This is a genomic window from Candidatus Palauibacter sp. (genome assembly GCF_965213655.1).
Lineage (GTDB): Bacteria > Gemmatimonadota > Gemmatimonadetes > Palauibacterales > Palauibacteraceae > Palauibacter.
In genome coordinates this window covers 212,896-228,903 of the sequence record NZ_CBDBZT010000002.1, presented here as the reverse complement: position 1 = coordinate 228,903, position 16,008 = coordinate 212,896, and the positions used below count along the sequence as shown (strand labels likewise).

General features: G+C 69.5%; 11 protein-coding genes. 2 read left to right on the top strand and 9 right to left on the bottom strand.

The features are described 5' to 3' along the window. Positions 1 to 24: 24 nt before the first annotated feature. The 3 genes from ACOOGH_RS02040 to rocF all read right to left on the bottom strand — a co-directional run bounded on the left by ACOOGH_RS02040 (position 25) and on the right by rocF (position 3,518). On the bottom strand, positions 25 to 1,101 hold the full coding sequence (locus ACOOGH_RS02040; protein WP_420447323.1) for an amidohydrolase family protein: 1,077 nt from the start codon (positions 1,099 to 1,101) through the stop codon (positions 25 to 27). Further along, the gene (locus ACOOGH_RS02035) at positions 1,098 to 2,519 is read right to left on the bottom strand and encodes an amidohydrolase family protein (protein WP_420447322.1); all 1,422 of its coding nucleotides are present in this window, start codon (positions 2,517 to 2,519) and stop codon (positions 1,098 to 1,100) included. The genes ACOOGH_RS02040 and ACOOGH_RS02035 overlap by 4 nt, the downstream gene beginning before the upstream one ends. Before the next feature lie 90 nt (positions 2,520 to 2,609). Continuing rightward, a complete protein-coding gene (gene rocF / locus ACOOGH_RS02030; protein ID WP_420447321.1) occupies positions 2,610 to 3,518 on the bottom strand; it encodes an arginase in 909 nt (302 codons plus the stop codon). A 118-nt stretch (positions 3,519 to 3,636) separates the two neighbouring features. Between rocF and ACOOGH_RS02025 the strand changes: the two genes are divergently transcribed. Further along, positions 3,637 to 7,068 (top strand): amidohydrolase family protein, encoded by a 3,432-nt coding sequence (locus ACOOGH_RS02025; RefSeq protein WP_420447320.1) that lies wholly within the window; start codon positions 3,637 to 3,639, stop codon positions 7,066 to 7,068. After that, a complete protein-coding gene (locus tag ACOOGH_RS02020) occupies positions 7,065 to 10,742 on the top strand; it encodes an amidohydrolase family protein (RefSeq protein ID WP_420447319.1) in 3,678 nt (1,225 codons plus the stop codon). Before ACOOGH_RS02025 ends, ACOOGH_RS02020 begins: the two co-directional genes overlap by 4 nt. Before the next feature lie 31 nt (positions 10,743 to 10,773). Here ACOOGH_RS02020 and ACOOGH_RS02015 read toward each other — a convergent pair whose 3' ends face one another. Genes ACOOGH_RS02015 through trpC form a run of 6 tightly spaced genes read right to left on the bottom strand, consistent with a single transcriptional unit; the run spans position 10,774 to position 15,981 of the window. Continuing rightward, positions 10,774 to 12,039: an amino acid ABC transporter substrate-binding protein gene (locus ACOOGH_RS02015; RefSeq protein ID WP_420447318.1), complete on the bottom strand. Its 1,266-nt coding sequence runs from the start codon at positions 12,037 to 12,039 to the stop codon at positions 10,774 to 10,776. Between the two features lie 43 nt (positions 12,040 to 12,082). Continuing rightward, complete coding sequence (locus ACOOGH_RS02010) at positions 12,083 to 12,754, bottom strand: VOC family protein (protein WP_420447317.1); 672 nt, start codon at positions 12,752 to 12,754, stop codon at positions 12,083 to 12,085. 11 nt (positions 12,755 to 12,765) lie between these two features. Then, positions 12,766 to 13,311 carry a carboxymuconolactone decarboxylase family protein gene (locus tag ACOOGH_RS02005; RefSeq protein WP_420447316.1) on the bottom strand — a complete coding sequence of 182 codons (546 nt, stop codon included), beginning with the start codon at positions 13,309 to 13,311 and terminating at the stop codon, positions 12,766 to 12,768. Between the two features lie 2 nt (positions 13,312 to 13,313). Beyond that, positions 13,314 to 14,522: a tryptophan synthase subunit beta gene (gene trpB / locus ACOOGH_RS02000; RefSeq protein WP_420447315.1), complete on the bottom strand. Its 1,209-nt coding sequence runs from the start codon at positions 14,520 to 14,522 to the stop codon at positions 13,314 to 13,316. Continuing rightward, positions 14,519 to 15,148 (bottom strand): phosphoribosylanthranilate isomerase, encoded by a 630-nt coding sequence (locus ACOOGH_RS01995; RefSeq protein WP_420447314.1) that lies wholly within the window; start codon positions 15,146 to 15,148, stop codon positions 14,519 to 14,521. The genes trpB and ACOOGH_RS01995 overlap by 4 nt, the downstream gene beginning before the upstream one ends. Before the next feature lie 11 nt (positions 15,149 to 15,159). Then, positions 15,160 to 15,981: an indole-3-glycerol phosphate synthase TrpC gene (gene trpC / locus ACOOGH_RS01990; RefSeq protein ID WP_420447313.1), complete on the bottom strand. Its 822-nt coding sequence runs from the start codon at positions 15,979 to 15,981 to the stop codon at positions 15,160 to 15,162. Between the last annotated feature and the right edge of the window lie 27 nt (positions 15,982 to 16,008).

Below are 16,008 nucleotides of genomic sequence, written 5' to 3'. Positions count from 1 at the left end.
GAAGACGCCAACACCTGCCACGACCTATCGGGGATCGATGCGCCGATAGCGCTCGAAGAGCCGCAGCTGCCGCGATGTCGTGTCGACCTGCCGGCCATCTACGAAGACGGTTTCGGCGTAGCCTGCGAAGTCCAGTGGGTCATCGGACCAAATGACGACGTTGGCCCGTTTGCCGGGCTCCAAGCTCCCGACCGCGTCGTCGATCGCGAACGCGCGGGCAGGCGCCAACGTGATCGCCTCCAGCGCGTCGTCCCAGTCCATCCCGTATCGGACCGCGTTGCCGGCCTCGTGCGTCACCTGCCCCACCCGGTGCGAGCTGCGTGTCGTCAGAACCACGTCGACTCCGGCCGCCGAGAGGAGCCCCGGATTCTCGTATCGAGTGGAGAGCCGGTCGAACTGCGTGGGCAGATTCGCCAGCGCCCGCAGCATGACGGGGACATTGGCTGCGGCGAGGCGGTCCGCCAGCATCCACGCTTCCTCGCCTCCGTCGATGACCATGCGGAAGCCGTATTCGGCCTGGATCTCGAGCGCCATCTCGATATCCGTCGCGCCGCTGGCCCGGACGACGAGGGGGATGTCTCCAGCGAGCACCTCGGCGCGCGACTCGCCCGCCGTCGTGAGTGCGGCCCCCTGACCGGCGATCACACCGCCCGCGGGGGACGTGATCGCGCTCGTGACCCCGTCGGCACGGGCGCTGGCGAACAGCATCGAGCGGGGATCGAGCCCGTCGCTGACCCGGAACGCACTGCGGTTCAAGCCACGATCGAGACTCCCGGACCGGGTGGACGCGACCGCGCCGACCTCGACGAGGCCGAGTTGCGAACCGGCTTCGATGAGCCCCAGCGTAACGACCTTGCCGGTCGCATCCACGACGGCCGCGTCCCCGACCTGCACTTCGGCCGCCGATCCGACAGCGGCGATGAGGCCGTCCTCGATGAGGACGACACCGTTCTCGATCGGGGGTCCCGCGACGGGGTGCACGGTGCCGCCGGTGATCGCGATGGACTGGGCGCCTGCCCCCGCCGCTCCCCCGACAAATGCCACGAGACCGAGAGCGAAGCAGGTCGCGCGCCGCGTTCGGTGTTTCCGGGCGGGAGTCATCGGTCACCTCCCTTCCGGACCAACCCGAGTTCGAAGTCGCTCACCCGCTGGTAGTCGGGATCCTCGCGGTCCCAGCGCAGCGCCCCATCGATCCACACCTGGTCGGGCACGGAATACACGGAGAACGGGTCGCCGGACCAGAGCACGATGTCGGCATTCTTCCCGACCTCCAGCGTCCCCACCCGATCGTCGATGCCGAGGGCCCAGGCCGGGTTGGCCGTGACCCAGCGCAGCGCTTCGTCGCGCGAGATCTCCATCCCGCGGCGGCGACCGGCCCACATCGACTTGGCCGCCTCGTGGTTCATGTACTGCGCGCGCATGTCGTCGTCGGAGTGCACGATCGCGCGGGCGCCCGCGGCGGAGACGAGGGCGACGTTCTCGGATATCCCGTCGAGCGCCTCCATCTTGAAGCCCCAGTTCTCGGACCACATCGAGGCGGAGGTCCCGCTCTCGGCAAGAAGATCGCGGATCTTGTACGCCTCGACCGCGTGGTGAAACGACCGCACGTGGAAACCGAACTCCCGTGCCACCTGGAGGTTCGTGGCCATCTCGTCCGCCGTGTAGCAGTGCCACTGCACGAGGATGTTGCCCCGCAGCACCTCGGCCAGCGTCTCCAGGTCCAGATCGCGGTCCGGCGAGTCACCCCGGGGATCGGCCAGCCACGCATCCCATTCGCGGCGGTACTTCTCCCCGGCGATGAAGGCCTGCCGGTAGCCGAACACATTCCCCATCTTCGTCGTCGGAAACTCGTTGCCGCGCTTGGGGTTCTCGCCGCAGGCCAGTTTCACCGTGCGGGGCGCGTCGGGGAACAGCATCTCCTGGGGCGTGCGGGCGGGCACGGGTTTTACCGTCACGCCCCGCCCCTCGATGAGGTCGCCGGAGCCGGGGAGCAGTTGCAGCGTGGTCGTTCCGCCGGCGAGAACGCGCACGAACCCGGGGCCCTGCGGCCAGATCGAATGTTCGATCCACACGCCGGGCGTGGTCATCCCGGTCTCGTTGTTGTCGAAGCTCGTCGGAACCTCGGGCGTCGCGGACACGCCGAGGTGCGAGTGCGAGTCTATGAGGCCCGGCGTGACGAAGCGTCCGGCGCCATCGAGGATCACGGCGTCCGGCGGCGCCTCGACATCGCGGCCGATCTGTACGATGACCCCGTCTTCGAACAGGATGCTGCCGGCGTATTCCTCCCCGGCCGCGGTCATCAGGGTCGCGCCCCGGATCAGCGTCGGCGCATGCGTGGGGGCGGCGTAGGTCGAGCGCCACGCCCCGTTGGGAACGCCGTGGCGAAGCTCGGCAAGCTCCGCGGCGGACATTTCCTGCGCGGCGGCGGGTCGGGCCGGGGCGGACCCGACGAGCCCGGATCCGGTCAGCCCGGCGGCCGTGACGGTCGTGAGGAACAACCTTCCGATCTTGGCGCGCATGTGACCCCCTGGGCAGTCCGGTGGTGGAAGTTGCGACCGGAAGAATCCGTCGGGGCGACGGCGGGCCGCAAGTCGGCGCGGCGCGCGGTGCTACAGGATCGTGGCGCCGAGGGCGGAGGCGACGAGGCCGACCCCCAACTCGGCCGTCTGGTTGCGGTCGTCGAGGACCGGGTTGAGTTCGACGAGTTCGAGGCTGAGGAGTCGGCCGGAGCGCGACGCTTTCTCGCACACGAGGTGGCCTTCCCGGTAGGTCAGTCCCCCGCGAACGGGCGTCCCCACGCCTGGAGCGATACGGGGGTCGAGTGCATCGAGGTCGAAGGAGAGGTGGAAGCCGCGGGTCCCGGCATTGGCGCGCTCGACCGCCTCGTCCATGCACGGCGCTACGCCGCGTTCGTCGATCTCGGACATCGTGAACACGCGGACGCCCAGTTCGCGGATGAGCCGCTTCTCACCGGCATCCAGCGACCGTGCGCCGAGGACACTCGCGTTCCCGGGCCGGACGCTCGGCCGGCCGCGCGTCAGCCGCGGCTCCCCGTGGCCCAGCAGGACGGCGAGCGACATCCCGTGAATGTTGCCGCTGGGCGTCGTGTCGGGGCGGTTCATGTCGGCATGGGCGTCGACCCAGATGATGCCGATGGAAGCTCCCTGCGGGCGGTAGTGGTCGGCGACCGCCGCCACTGAGCCGATCGAGAGGGAGTGATCGCCACCAAGTACGAGCGGGGTGCAGCCCCGGTCCAGACCCTGGCCCACGAGCGCACGCGTGCCCTCCGCGACGTGGGCGACCTCATCCAGGAAACGGAGCTCGCTCTCACCCGCCGCGCTCGTTTCGAGCCCGCCCGCGGTCAGCGTGCCGAGCTCGGTGACCGTGTGCCCGACGGCTTGTATCTCCCGGCTGATCCCCGCGATGCGAAGGGCGGAGGGACCCATGTCGACCCCCCGGCGCCCGGCCCCAAGATCGATGGAAACGGAAATCAGCGCGATGTCCCGATGGTTGGCCAAGGATCGTTTCCCTTTGGTTGGTCGCGAGTGCCAGCCCACACTACTATGCCTTTCGTACGCTTTCACCCCGTACACAGCATAAGGGTTCAAACCGCAACCTCCGGAACGGAGTCGGCGTATGTTCTCGTTCCCTCCTCGCCTTCGGGCAGCCGCTCTGCTGCTCCTCGCACCGTTGCTCGTACCGTTTCCTGCGCCCCCGCCCGCGGCGGCACAGGAGGAGGAGAAGCTGGACCCCGACCGGGGACTTCCCCTCGAACCGGCGCGCTGGGCGCGCTTTACGACGAGCGAGGGGACCTGGATCTCGCTCGACGTGAGTCCGGATGGGCAGACGATCGTCTTCGACCTCCTGGGCGACCTCTACCGGATGCCGATCACCGGCGGCGAGGCGACGCGGCTCACGAGCGGCCTGCCGCACGACATGCAGCCGCGCTTCAGCCCGGACGGGTCGCGGATCGTCTTCGTCTCGGACCGCAGCGGGGACGAGAACGTGTGGCTCATGGACGCGGAGGGGGGTGAGCCGACGCAGCTCAGCAAGGGGATCGGGAGCGTTTTCCTCTCGCCGGAGTGGATGCCGGACGGCAAGTACGTCGTCGTCTCGCGCTCGCGTGCCTTCTTCGGACTGGAGAAGCTGTGGCTCTACCACGTGGACGGCGGCACCGGCCTCGAGATGGTGGGCGGAGGCGGGGCCCAACGCATGCTCGGAGCCGCGGTGGACGCCGAGGGACGCTACATCTGGTACGCGCAGCGCCTCGGCACCTGGCAGTACAACGCGATTTTCCCGCAGTACCAGCTCTGGGTCTACGACCGCCGGACCGGGACGCGCACGCCGATGACGAGCCGCTACGGCTCCGCTTTCCGCCCCGCCCTCTCGCCCGACGGAGAACTGCTCGCCTACGCGACCCGGGAGGACACCGAAACGGGGATCCGGCTGCGCGAACTCGACTCGGGTGAGGAACGGTGGCTCGCGTACCCTGTGCAGCGCGACGACCAGGAGTCGACGGCCACCATGGACGTGCTGCCGGGCTATTCGTTCACGCCCGATTCGGACGCGCTCGTCATCTCCTACGGCGGGGGGATGTGGCGCGTGCCGATCGACGGGAGCGATCCGACCGAGATCCCGTTCACGGTCAATGCGGAGGTCGCGGTCGGCCCGGAGGTGGACTTCGAGTACCCGATCGAGGACACCCCGACCTTCATCGTGAAACAGATCCGCAACACCCGTCCCTCGCCCGATGGGAGCCGCGTGGCCTTCACCGCCCTGGACCGACTGTACGTCGCGGACCTGCCGGACGGGACCCCGCGCCGCCTCACCGGGGACGACGTGGGAGAGTACCATCCGGTGTGGTCGCCGGATGGGCGAGACGTGGCCTACGTGACATGGGACGACGACACGGGCGAGGGCCACATCCGGCGCGTATCGGCGGACGGCGGTGCGAGCACGAACCTCACCCGCGAGCCGGCCTACTACCAGCAGCTCGCCTGGTCTCCCGACGGCGGGCGCATCGTCGCCATTCGGTCGTCGCGCCGGAACATCCAGGAGGCGGTCGACCCCTTCATCGGATTCGGGCTGGACTCGGAGTTCGTGTGGGTCCCGGCGAATGGAGGGCAGCTGACGAGGATCGCGCCGACCGGTGGACGCAGGGAGCCGCACTTCACATCGGACCCGGACCGCATCTACTACTACGGTCTGGCGCGCGCCGACCCGGTGCCCGGATCACCCAGTCCGCCCATTGCGACGACCGCGCTCTCGTCCGCCCGCTGGGACGACACGGACCGGCGGCAGCATCTGGCGGTCACGGCTCGGGCGAATCTCGACGCGGGGGGCGTCCCGGCGGCGTACGAACGGTATGAGCGCTCGCCGCACTCGGACCTCCCGATGCCGCGGACGTTCGAGCACGACGAGCTTCGCGAGCAGATCGTCCTGCGGCTGGGTGCCGGCTCGGTCATCATGGCGCCACAGGGTGATCTGGCGCTGGCGCACGTGGGCGATGACCTGTACGCGGTGACGGTTCCGGACCTCGGGGCCACGTTGCCGAGGATCGACGTCGCCAAGCCGGACTCGGCCGGAGTGCCCGCCTGGAAGCTGAACGAACTCGGCGCCGAGTTCCCCGTGTGGGGGGCGGACGGGCGCACGATCCACTGGTCGCTGGGCAACGCCCTCTTCACCTACGACCTCGATGCGGCGGCCGGCGACACGGCGTACGCGCCGGCGGAGCAGCAGATCGAGGTCACGGCCGAGCGCGACATCCCTCGCGGGGTCGTGGTCCTCCGGGGCGGACGCGCCATCACCATGAACGGCGACGAGATCGTCGAGAACGCGGACATCGTCGTCACCGACAACCGCATCACGTCGGTGTCGGCGGGACCCGGCGAGGTGCCCGAGGGCGCCCAGGTCATCGACATCGGCGGCAAGACCGTCGTGCCCGGGTTCGTGGACACGCATGCCCACATGTGGAACCTGTGGGACTTCCACTGGGCGCGGCCGTGGATCTACCAGGCCAACCTCGCCTACGGGGTGACGACGACCCGCGACCCGCAGACTGCCACGACGGACGTGCTCTCCTACGAGGACATGGTGCGGGCGGGCCGGATGCCCGGGCCGCGCGTGTATCACACGGGACCCGGCGTGTTCCAGTTCGACTTCATCCGCAGCTACGAGCACGCGCTCGACGTCCTGCGGAAATACAGCCGGTACTACGACACGAAGACGTTCAAGATGTACATGTCCGGCAACCGGCGTCAGCGGCAGTGGCTCATCATGGCGGCGCGCGAACTCGGGCTCATGCCCACGACGGAGGGCGGCCTCGAATACCGGCTGAACATGACGCACGCCATGGACGGATATCCGGGCATCGAGCACTCGATGCCGATCGTGCCGGCGTACAACGACGTCGTGGAACTGTTCGCGACCTCGGGGACGGTGAACTCCCCCACCCTCCTCGTCTCCTACGGAGGGCCGTGGGCCGAAAACTACTTCTACACGCGCTGGGACATCTTCGGCGACGAGAAGCTCACGCACTTCACGCCGAAGCGGGAACTCGACATCAAGGCCCGGCGCCTGGGGCTTTTCACCGGACCGGGGCCGGGCGGCTGGTTCCACGAGGACGAATACGCCTTTCCGAAGCACGCGGCGTGGCTCGCGGACCTCGTGGAGGGGGGCGGGAACACGGGCGTCGGCAGCCATGGCCAGCTGCAGGGCCTCGGCTACCACTGGGAGCTGTGGGCGCTGCAGAGCGGCGGCATGGACGAGCACGACGCGCTGCGTGCCGCCACGCTCATGGGGGCCGACGCGATCGGCCTCAGCGAGGATCTGGGCTCGATCGAGCCCGGCAAGCTCGCGGACCTCGTGATCCTCGACGCGGATCCGCTCGAGGACATCCGCAACACGAATACGATCGACAAGGTGATGATGAACGGGCGACTCTACGACGGCGACACGCTCGACGAGCTTTGGCCGCGGCAACGGGCGGCCCCGAACGAACCATGGAGGGATACCGCGCCCGCCGTAACCACTGCTGTAGGCGCCGGCTCCGGGGGAGGTGACCGATGAGCCCCCGCGAGAGGCTGGCACGGCTACGGATAGGGAAAGCTGCGGCGTTCGCCGCGCTCCTGGCTTCGGTGGCCGCCGCGCCGGCGGCAGCCCAGGTGATGATGGGGCCCGGCGGGCCCGGCGGCCGGCAGCCGCTGCCGTTGCGAAGCGCTCGCACGGCGAGCTTCACGGCGACGGAGGGCACCTGGATTTCGCTCGACGTGAGTCCCGACGGGGCGACGATCGTGTTCGACCTGCTGGGCGATCTGTACACGATGCCGATCGAGGGCGGCGAGGCGTCACCCCTGCTGACGGGCATGGCCTACGAGACGCAGCCCCGCTTCAGCCCGGACGGCGAGTCGGTGACCTTCATCTCCGACCGCAGCGGGGGCGACGCGCTGTGGACGATGCGGCTTGACCTCACGGACACGACCCGGGTGGCGGGAGGCGGGTCGAGCCTCATGCTGTCGCCGGAATGGAGTCCCGACGGCGTCTACATCTACCAGCTCTACCGCTACGACCGCGAGACGGGCACGACGACGACGATGACGAACCGGTACGGGTCGGCGTTCCGCCCCGCGATCTCTCCGGACGGCCGCTGGCTCGTGTACGGCACGCGCTACAACGCCGACACGGGGCTCCGGAAGCGCGACCTCGAGACGGGTGAGGAAGCCTGGCTCGCCTACCCGGTGCAGCGGGACGAGCAGGAGTCGCGGGCGCCTCTGGATGTGCTGCCGGGGTACGCTTTCCTCCCGGACGGCTCGGCGATCGTGATCTCGTACGGCGGCAGGATCTGGAACGTCCCCATGGACGGCAGCGAGGCGACAGAGATCCCGTTCGAGGCGGAGGTCGAACTCGATGTCGGCCCGCAGGTGAAGTTCGAGTACCAGATCGACACGACGGCGATGGTCACGGCGAGCCAGATCCGGAACCCGGTCGTGGGCCCGGACGGTGACCAGGTCGTGTTCACGGCCTTCGACCGCCTCTGGATCCGGGATCTGCCGGACGGCGAGGCGCGGCGCCTCACCGACGGCGACGCGGGTGAGTTCCATCCCCAGTGGTCGCCCGACGGCCGCTGGATCGCCTACACCACGTGGGACGACACCGGCGGCGGCCACATCATGAAGGTGGAGGCGACCGGCGGAGAAACGTTTCAACTGACGACCACGGCGGCCCTCTACTACAACGTGGCGTGGTCGCCGAACGGCGAGCGGATCGTGGCCTCACGCGGGGCCGCGCGTCAGTTGAAGGAAGCGTCCGGCGCCTTCTTCGGCCCTATCGGCGGCGAGTTCGTGTGGGTGCCCGCGGTCGGACCCGAGCCGGCTGAAGCGGAGGTGATTTCGCCCACCGGCCTCCGCGACGTGCCGCACTTCGCGGCGGACGATCCCGACCGCATCTACGCCTACAGCCCGATCGAGGGCCTGGTGTCCTTCCGCTGGGACGGGACCGACGTGAAGCGCCACCTGATCGTGCGGGGACGCCAGGGGATCGCCGGCATCGGCGACCCGCACCCCAACGAGTGGGAGTTCCTGCCCCGGCGCGTTTTCCCGTGGCGCCAGGGCCCTGACCCGACCGACCCCGATCCCCCCGCGGAGGCGGGCGGACCGGCGCCTGCGGGCCTGATCCAGCTCTCCCCCGCGGGCGACCGCGCCTTCGTGCAGTTCGGACGCGATCTCTTCGTGGTGGATATGGCCGAGGTCGGGGACCAACCTCCGACGATCATGCTGATCACGCTGGACTCCGCTCCTTTGCCGATCCGCAAGGTCACGGACGTGGGCGGCGAGTTCCCCTCGTGGGCGCCCGATGGCGGGGCCCTGCACTGGGCCATGGGCAACGTCCTCTTCACGTACGACCTCGACCACATCGAGGCGGAGGAAGAGGAGGAGGAAGAGACGGCGCACGCCCGTGCCCTGCTTCGCGTGCGGGCGGCGGCGATCACCGACACGCTCGAAGAGAAGCGGGCCGAGGCCGACAGCCTCGAGAACGCCGATGAAGAAGTGCCGGAGGAGCTCGAGGACGAGATCACGCGGCTCCAGGCGGACTCGGTGCAGGTCGTCGCCGACTCGCTCCTCGCGCGTGCCGATTCGATCCGGCGGGCGGCGGAGGAGGTGGCCGAGAAGTCCGCGGCGGTGCGGGCGGGCGATGAGGAGGTCCTGGCCGACACGACGGAGACCTACGAGGCCCGTGAGCGCAGGATCGAGGCGCAGCTTCCGCGCGACGTCCCGCGCGGCACGGTCGCTCTGCGCGGCGGCCGCATCATCACCATGACCGAAGTCCGCGACGCCCCGGCCGACACGGCGGGCGCGCCGGCGGACTCGGCGGGCGCGGAGGCGCCGCCCGAAGCCGCGGAGGCGCCCGCCGACACCGCGGCGGCCGAAGCCGAGGAGGGCGGGGCCGAGGCGGAAGGTGACGCGGAAGCGGAGCCGGAAGAGCCTGCCATGAAACCGCGCATCATCGAAGACGGCGTCGTTCTGGTGACGGACAACCGCATCGTTGCCGTGGGCCCGGCCGACTCGGTCGAAGTGCCGGACAGCGCCACCGTCATCGACGTCAGCGGCAAGACGCTCGTCCCCGGCTTCGTCGACACGCACTACCACGCGCAGTGGCTCGTCCCCGAGGTCCATCCCGAGGAGGTGTGGCAGTACCTCGCGACGCTCTCCTACGGCGTCACGACGACGCGCGATCCGCAGACCGCCACGACGGACATCCTCAGCTACACCGACCGCGTGCGGACGGGCGGCATGATCGGACCGCGCATCTATTCGACCGGACCCGGCGTGTTCGCGGGCGAGAACCTCCGCGACGCGGACCATGCGAAGAGCATCCTGCGCCGTTACGCGGAGTACTTCGACACGAAGACGCTGAAGATGTACATGACGGGCAACCGCCAGCAGCGTCAGTGGATCATCCAGGCGGCGCGCGACCTCGAACTCATGCCGACGACCGAGGGCGGGCTCGACTACAAGATCGACATCACGCACGCGATCGACGGCTACCCCGGCATCGAGCACAACCTGCCGATCGCCCCCATCTATTCCGACGTGGTCGAACTCTTCGAGACCTCACAGACGACGAACAGTCCGACGCTGCTCGTCTCCTACGGGGGCCCGTTCGGCGAGAACTACTTCTACACACATGAAGACGTGCTGGGCGACGAAAAGCTCGCGACGTTCGTGCCCCAGGCGAACATCGACGCCAGGGCCCGGCGGCGCGGACCCGGCGCCGGAGGGAGCCCCGGCGAGGGCGGCTGGTTCCTCGAGGAGGAGTACGTCTTCGCGCGTCACGGCGAGTTCGTGAAGAAGATGCTCGAAGCGGACGCCCGCATGGCCGTGGGCAGCCACGGACAGATCCAGGGCGTCGGGTATCACTGGGAGCTGTGGGCGATGGGCTCGGGCGGCGCCTCGAATTACGACATCCTCAGGGCGGCGACGATCCTCGGCGCCGAGGCGATCGGCTTCGGTGAGCAGCTCGGGAGCATCGAGGAAGGAAAGTTCGCAGACATCGTCGTGCTCAACTCGAACCCGCTGGACGAACTTCGGAACACGGTCGACATCCATTATGTGATGAAGGACGGCCGGTTGTACAACGGGATGACGCTCGACGAGATCTATCCCGAGGAGCGGCCGCTCGAGAGGGAGCGGCCCGCGGAGGAGAGCGCCCAGGGCGCGGCCGCCGGGATCCGGGGAAACCGGTAGCGCGGGCACTGCGTCCGCGGGCCGCGGGCGCTCAGCGCATATAGCACGGCACCGCTTCGGCAGCGGCCCAGGGGTGGATGATCCGGAGGGCGAGCCCGCCGGCGCCGTCGTCCTGCCACTGGACCTGGAGGCCCTTGAGCCCGCGCTGCGCGCCGGCCTCCGCGTCGCCGAGCGGGGCGACGTGGTAGGGCCCCAGCACGGTCTCCGTCTGGGTCGTGAACAGAAAATCGCGCAGGGCGACGGGGTCGAGGTCGCCCGTCGCGGGCAGCGTTTCGTCGAGCCCCTCTGCGAGGAGTTCCACCGCCGCGAAACCACCCGCCGCGTGGTACCCCGGGGTCTTTCCGTGCGCGGCCTCGTAGCGGCTGACGAAGGTCTCGCTGTCCGCGATGAAACCGGATGTCCGGATGGTCGAGTGCCAGGGCGCGTTGCCGGCGACGCATCGCGCCGCTCCGCCCACCTCGTCGGCGAACTGCGGCTGACCGGGACCGAGGATCAGACTCATGAGGAGAGGCTGGTAGCCGACGGCCGGTGCGGCGCTGGCGAAGCCGACGGCGTCGGCGGTGTATCCCCCTCCGATGAAGAGGTCCGCGCGCGCGTCCCGCGCCGCTGCCGCGATGGCCTCGTGGTCCGCCGCGCCGACGGCGTAGGACTGGTCCATGACGATATCGAGTCCGTGGGCCTCGGCCGCTTCACGCACGCCCTGCACCACCGAAGACGGAAACGAGGTGTCCTCGTACACGATGGCGACGGTTCGTGCGCCACCGAACACGGCAGCCTCCACCGAACCCTGGAGGTAGGTGGGACCCGGATTCAGCAGCTGGGCGCTCCACTGTCGCTCGCGTCCGGCCCATATCCCGGGCGTGGCCGCCATCGGCGCCACCATCGGCTCGCCGGCGGCTTCGGTTACGGCGAGCACGGCCTCGGTGATCGGGCTGCTGAACGGGCCCAGCAGCGCATCGATCGTATCCGACGCGATGAACGACGCGTACAGTCGCGCGCTCCTCCGCGCGTCGCTGCCATCATCTCGGATCTCCAACTGCACGGGCCGGCCGCGAATCCCGCCGTTCTCGTTGAGGATCTCGACGGCGAGGCGGTAACCTCGCGATACCTCGGTTCCCTCCGGGCTGTGGCGCCCGCTTTCGGCCAGGGCGGCGGCCAGGCTGATCGGGGCCCCGTCCGAGTCCGGCTCCGGCTCCGGCGCCGCCGGGTCGTCGACACATCCGGTGGCGACCAGCAGCAGGACCGCCAGGGCGCCCCCGACAGGCAGGGGCCAGCCCGCGCGATTCAGAATATTCATGAGTGGAACTCCTGTATCGGGATTCAAGATCCGGATTCGGATGTCAGCGCAACTCTGTTTCGTCCCCGCTCAGGGTGCGGATCGTCGCCACCAGCGCGGGCTCCGGCCCTTCCTCGACCACGAGCGCAAGAGACAGCGCCTCGAGAACCGCCCGTACCGCGGCAGGATCCGGGTGTTCGGCCCGAAAGGCGACGAGGCTTCCGCCGGGTGGCGTCGACCTGGCTGGGTGAGGCGTCGTCCCCCAGTCGATGAAGAAGGGCACGAGTCCATCGTGAAGCACCGTCGTGAGGGCCGTGACTTCCCAGCGCAGCTCACCGCCGTCCGGCCGCAGCCTGGACCCGGGCCGCACCGGGCCGAGTTGCACACCCCGTGCCGAGGCTCGCGCCACAAGTGTCTCGAGGTCGCTCCCCCGGGCCGCCCACGTGACGAGCCTCGGCTCGTCGAGCGCTTCTATCCCGAACGGGAGCGGTTCCTCCCGAGGTGACGCTTCCGGGTCCGGCCCGAGGATCTCGAGGTACATGTCGCCCCCGAGCGACAGGAGGTAATTCGCGGTTCCGAGGTTCTCGTGGCGGCCACCGAAGGCGGCCTCGGCGCCGAGCCGATCGGCCGCCCATGCGACCCCTTCCTCAAGGTCGGCGGTTCCGAGCAGCAGATGGTCGAGATTCGGCGGGACGACCGGGGCGCCCGGTGCACCCTCCTGCGGGGTGGGAAGCATGGCCAATTTCGTCAGCCTCTCTCGTCTTCGAGTTCGACGCCGAGCCCGTCGGCGATTCGGTTCACGAACGCATAGTAGGCCGTGACCGCACAGATATCGTGGATCGCGAGATCATCGAAACCGTGCGCTTTCAGGCTGTCGACCGCGGACTCGCTCATATCGCCGGGCGCGAGCGTCAACTGCGCGGCATAGTCGAGCATCGCCCGGTCGGCCTCGTTCAGCTGGGCCGCGGCATGGTCCGTCGCGAGGTCGGCGATGAGGCGTTCGTTCTCCTCGGTGGAACCACCGGCGCCGGCAACCTCGAGCAGACGACGGAGACCCTCTCCGTGATGGACAATTCAGTAGTGGCAGTCGTTGAGTCCCGACACAGTGACCGCGATCATCTCCCGCTGAATCCGGGACAGAGGCCCCGGCCCGTACATGAGTTCGCGGTAGAGATCGTAGTGCAGCGGGGTGACGCGACTGTGCACGCCGTGAATGCGGATGATGTTGTCGTCGTCCGCGACCCGGTCCTCCTCGGGGATGCCCGCCGGGTCCGGATATTCGATGAAGGCCATGTTCAGCCGGCCTCGCCCGGGTCGAGGATGCGGGCGACTTCCTCGACGTCCTTGTCGCCGCGCCCGCTGAGGCAGATGACGACGCTGCTCCCGGCCCAGCGCGCGGCTTCCAGTCGCAGCCCCGCCAGCGCGTGGGCGCTCTCGAGCGCAGGGATCAGCCCCTCGAGCCGGCAGAGGTCCTGGAAGGCGGCGAGGGCTTCGTCATCCGTCACCGATTCGTAGCGGACCTGTCCCGTCTCCTTGAGCCACGAGTGCTCCGGGCCGACGCCGGGATAGTCGAGGCCGGCCGACACGGAATGGGCGGGAATCACCTGGCCGTCGGCGTCCTGGAGCAGATAGCTGTAGTTGCCGTGCAGGACGCCCGGCTCGCCAGCGGTGAGGGAGGCCGAGTGGCGTCCGGTGTCGAGGCCGTGACCCGCGGCCTCCACGCCCACGAGGGCCACGCGGTCCTCTGCCGAGCACTCGTGGTTGCGCTCGATGAAGGGTGCGAAGATGCCGATGGCGTTGGAGCCGCCCCCAACGCAGGCGAACACGGCGTCGGGCTCCACACGATGCTCCGCGAGTTGCCGAACGGTTTCGTCGCCGATCACCCGCTGAAGATCCCGAACCAGAGCCGGATAGGGCGAAGGCCCGACGACGGAGCCGATGATGTAATGCGTCGTATCGACGTTGGTGACCCAGTCGCGAATCGCTTCGTTCGTCGCGTCCTTGAGCGTCCGGCTGCCGCTCGAGACGGGAATGACCTCGGCCCCCAGCATTTCCATGCGCTCGACGTTGAGCGCCTGCCGGCGCATGTCCTCCTCGCCCATGTAGACGGCGCACTCGAAGTCGAGCGCCGCGCAGGCGGTGGCCGTCGCCACGCCGTGCTGACCCGCGCCGGTCTCGGCGATGATCCGGGCCTTGTCCATCCGCTTCGCGAGCAGCGCTTGACCGATCGTGTTGTTGATCTTGTGCGCGCCCGTGTGGTTGAGGTCCTCGCGCTTCAGCCACAGGTCGAGCCCGAGATCCGCCCCCAGCCGCGGGGCCCGGTAGAGCGGCGTGGGCCGTCCCACGTAGTGCGCGAGGCTGGCTTCGAGGGCCTCCCGGAAGGAGGGGTCGTCGCGGGCCGCGGCCCAGGCCATGGCCAGTTCGTCGAGCGCCGGAATGAGCGTCTCGGGCACGAACTGTCCGCCGAAGTCGCCGAACCATCCGGCGCGGGCGGGGGTCGTCACGCCGGGGGACCGGGACGCGCCGCCGCCAGAAACTCGAGGATCCGTTCGAGAGACTTCACGCCGGGCGCCCGCTCGACGCCCGAGGAGACGTCGACGATGTCGGGGCGGGCGTGGCGGATGGCGCGCGCCACGGTGGCCGCCTTCAGTCCGCCCGCGAGCGCGAGCGCACACCCATCCCGCGCGAGTTCCGACAGCCACTCGTACGGGAAGGCAGTCCCGGTACCTCCGGGTCCGCGCGGCGAGAAACCCTCCACGAGGATCGCGTCCGCCGCCTCCCGGTACTCGTCCCACGCGCGGATCAGGGCATCGCTCGACGTGGGCCGGAGACCCTTCCAGACGCCCAACCCTTCGTGCCGCAGGCGATCGCAGACGTCGGGCGGCTCCGCGCCGGCGAGCTGGACGACGTGGAGCCCCGCGGCGTCCCGGGTCCGAAGGATCTCCGCCGGACTCGCGTCCAGAAACACGCCCACGGCCCGCGTGCCGCCCTCGAGCGCGGCCACGACCACGCCGGCCTCCTCGGCCGTTACCTCCCGCACGCGACCGGCAAACACCACGCCGATGTAGTCCGCGCCCGCGCGGGAAGCCGCCGCGGCGTGCCGCGGGTCCCTGAGGCCGCAGATCTTCACCCGAACCTCGTTCACCCTGCGCCCTGAGGCATCGCAGAGCTCCGAGGGCGTTTGGGATGGCCTGCGAGCGCCTCCACTCCCGCCGAAGGATCGCCCGCCATCAGCCAGCCGCCGACCAGCACCGCGTCCGCCCCGGCGGAACCGGCCGCCGCCGCGTCCTCCGCGGACCGGATCCCGCTCTCCGCCACGGCCACGACATCGGCCGGAAGCTCCTCGATCAACCTCAGCGAGCGCTCGAGGTCCACATCGAAGGTCGCGAGGTCCCGCGCGTTCACCCCGATGATGTCGGCCCCGGCTTCCAGGGCCCGGTCCATCTCCTCCTCGTCGTGCGCTTCCACGAGCGCCGCGAGCCCGAGGTCAGCCGCGAGTGCGAGAAGTTCACGCAGCCGGGCGTCGCTGAGCGCGCGCACAATGAGCAGGACCGCATCGGCGCCGCCGGCCCGTGCTTCGTAGAGCTGGACGGGATCCAGCGTGAAATCCTTGCGGAGGACGGGAACTCCCGCAGCGCTCTTTGCCGACCTGAGATCGTCCAGCGAGCCCCCGAAGTAGCGCTCGTCCGTGAGGATCGAGAGCGCCGCCGCCCCAGCGGAGGCGTACACGCTCGCCACACCCGCCGCCTGCGCGTAGGGGTTTATCTCACCGGCGGAGGGAGAGCGGCGCTTGAACTCCGCAACAACGGAGACTTCCCCCGGGCGGCGCAGCGACGCCTCGAAACCACGCGGGGGCGGCGCTTCGTCCGCCTCGGCCCGTATCGCGCTGCGAAACAACTGGAGCCGCGCGACCTCGTCCCGCTTTGTCGCGAGGATCTCCTCGAGAATCGTATCGGATGCCATGGCGCCAAGCTGCGACTGTTCGTATCC